The following is a 1943-nucleotide window of genomic DNA, read 5'->3' as shown; positions in this document are numbered from 1 at the left end:
GAGGCGGTGGAGGTGCGGAGCCCGGCTTGCGCTCGGCGGTCAGCGCCACCATGACGGTGGTGACGCCGGGAATGGTGCGCACGGCGGCCTCGGCCTCGGCCCGGATGGATTCCCAGGCCCTGGCCTCGGCGGCGTCGACATTGATCGAGAAGAACACCTTGCCGTCGGACGCGCTGATGGCGCTCAGCACATTGGCATTGGTGAGCGCGACCCCGCGAGGCGACTTGATCCTGGCGAGGCTGTCGAGAACCTGTTGCTGCGTCACGCTCAAAGCGCATCTCCTGAACGGAGCCTGATCCGGAGCCGGAGGGCTGCGCCAGCGCAAAGCGTGGAGCGGCTTCCCGGCAAGGTCATGCTCGAGACTCTAGGATGCCCCATTAGAGCGGAAACGCCCAAAAGGCTACTGCCTGCCGATATCGTCAGCCATCTCGGCGGGCGCGGCCCCCTGCTCCCTGGCAGCCTCGTAATTCAGCTCGATCATGACCCCATTGGGGTCGTGAACGAAGATCTGCCAGAGGTCGCCGCCGGGCACCTGGCGGGAGTCGAACTTCATCCCCTTGGATGTCAGCCGCTGCTTCATGCCGTCAAAGCCGCGGCTGACGAAGGCGACGTGGTGGACAACGCCGGAGTCAGGCTTTTGTGGCTCAGCCGTCGCAGAAATATCGACGAGATGCACCACCGGTTTACCCTCGCTGTACATCCAGGCGCCGGGGAAGGCGAAGTTCGGCCGGGCGCCTTTTTCCAGGCCCAGCACAGCCTCGTAGAAGTGGACGGTCTCGGCCAGATTTCGGGTCCGGATGTTGAAATGATCGAGGACGCCAACGCTCACGCCGCCCATGCTCTCGCTCCCTTTTTCGAAGTCCTTAGGTCCCGCCATCCTAGCACAGGGGGCCGACAAACGAAGCCGTTGCCCTCCCGGCTCAACGGTTTATGGTGCGCCTCCGGCCCGCCCTCGCAGCGGAACTCCGAGGATGCCGCCCGGCGTCCTCGCCCGGATACAACCGTAAAACTCAAGCTACGGACAAGGTACCACACATGGCTAAAGTCGCTTTCCTCGGTCTCGGCGTCATGGGCTTCCCCATGGCCGGACACCTCGTCAAAAAAGGGGGCCATGAGGTCACCGTTTACAACCGCACCGCGGCCAAGGCGAAGGAATGGGCGGACAAGTTCGGCGGCAAGGCCGCAGCGACCCCGAAGGCCGCCGCCGAAGGCCAGGATTTCGTGATGTGCTGCGTCGGCAACGACAACGATCTGCGCGCGGTCACGATCGGCCCCGACGGCGCCTTCGCCGGCATGAAGAAGGGTGCGACCTTCGTCGATCACACCACCGCCTCCGCCGAGGTCGCACGGGAGCTGGACGCAGCCGCCACCAAGGCCGGCTTCAAATTCGTCGATGCGCCGGTCTCGGGCGGCCAGGCCGGCGCCGAGAACGGCGTGCTGACGGTGATGTGCGGCGGCGCGCAGGATGCCTATTCCGGCGCCGAGCCGATCATCACAGGCGCCTATGCGCGGATGTGCAAACTGCTCGGGCCCGCCGGAAGCGGCCAACTCACGAAGATGGTCAACCAGATCTGCATCGCCGGTCTGGTGCAGGGTCTCTCCGAGGGTATCCACTTCGCCAAGAAGAGCGGCCTCGACGTCGCCGCAGTGATCGAGACCATCTCCAAGGGCGCGGCGCAGTCCTGGCAGATGGAAAATCGCTACAAGACCATGAACGACGACAAATACGATTTCGGCTTCGCGGTCGAATGGATGCGCAAGGACCTCTCGATCTCGCTGGCTGAAGCCCGCCGCAACGGCGCCACCCTTCCGGTGACCGCACTCGTGGACCAGTTCTACGCCGAGGTCGAGAAGATGGGCGGCAAGCGCTGGGATACGTCGAGCCTGCTCGCGCGCCTGCAACGCTGAGAGCGCGTGGCGGTCGCTGCCCGGGCAGCCGCGAC

General features: G+C 65.1%; 3 protein-coding genes. 1 reads left to right on the top strand and 2 read right to left on the bottom strand.

Annotated features, from left to right (window positions below; genetic code table 11):
- Together MOV75_RS36275 and MOV75_RS36270 are read right to left on the bottom strand one after the other, a co-directional pair.
- Positions 1–271 (bottom strand): iron-sulfur cluster assembly protein (locus MOV75_RS36275; RefSeq protein WP_247007778.1); only part of this gene is annotated, 271 nt, incomplete at its 3' end.
- Positions 272–400: 129 nt separating this feature from the next.
- Entirely contained in the window at positions 401–838 is a 438-nt protein-coding gene (locus MOV75_RS36270; RefSeq protein ID WP_246930076.1) for a VOC family protein, read from the bottom strand.
- A gap of 197 nt (positions 839–1035) precedes the next feature.
- Between MOV75_RS36270 and MOV75_RS36265 the strand changes: the two genes are divergently transcribed.
- A complete protein-coding gene (locus MOV75_RS36265) occupies positions 1036–1908 on the top strand; it encodes an NAD(P)-dependent oxidoreductase (protein WP_246930074.1) in 873 nt (290 codons plus the stop codon).
- The last annotated feature ends 35 nt before the right edge of the window (positions 1909–1943 follow it).

The organism is Bradyrhizobium sp. PRIMUS42, from assembly GCF_023006515.1.
Lineage (GTDB): Bacteria > Pseudomonadota > Alphaproteobacteria > Rhizobiales > Xanthobacteraceae > Bradyrhizobium.
Note: the sequence above shows the minus strand (reverse complement) of the source record. Positions and strands in the feature narration are given on the sequence as shown.

Coding starts and splice junctions, on each gene's coding strand:
- MOV75_RS36270 (WP_246930076.1), bottom strand. CDS start 838: ATGGGCGGCGTGAGCGTTGGCGTCCTCGATCATTTCAACATCCGGACC.
- MOV75_RS36265 (WP_246930074.1), top strand. CDS start 1,036: ATGGCTAAAGTCGCTTTCCTCGGTCTCGGCGTCATGGGCTTCCCCATG.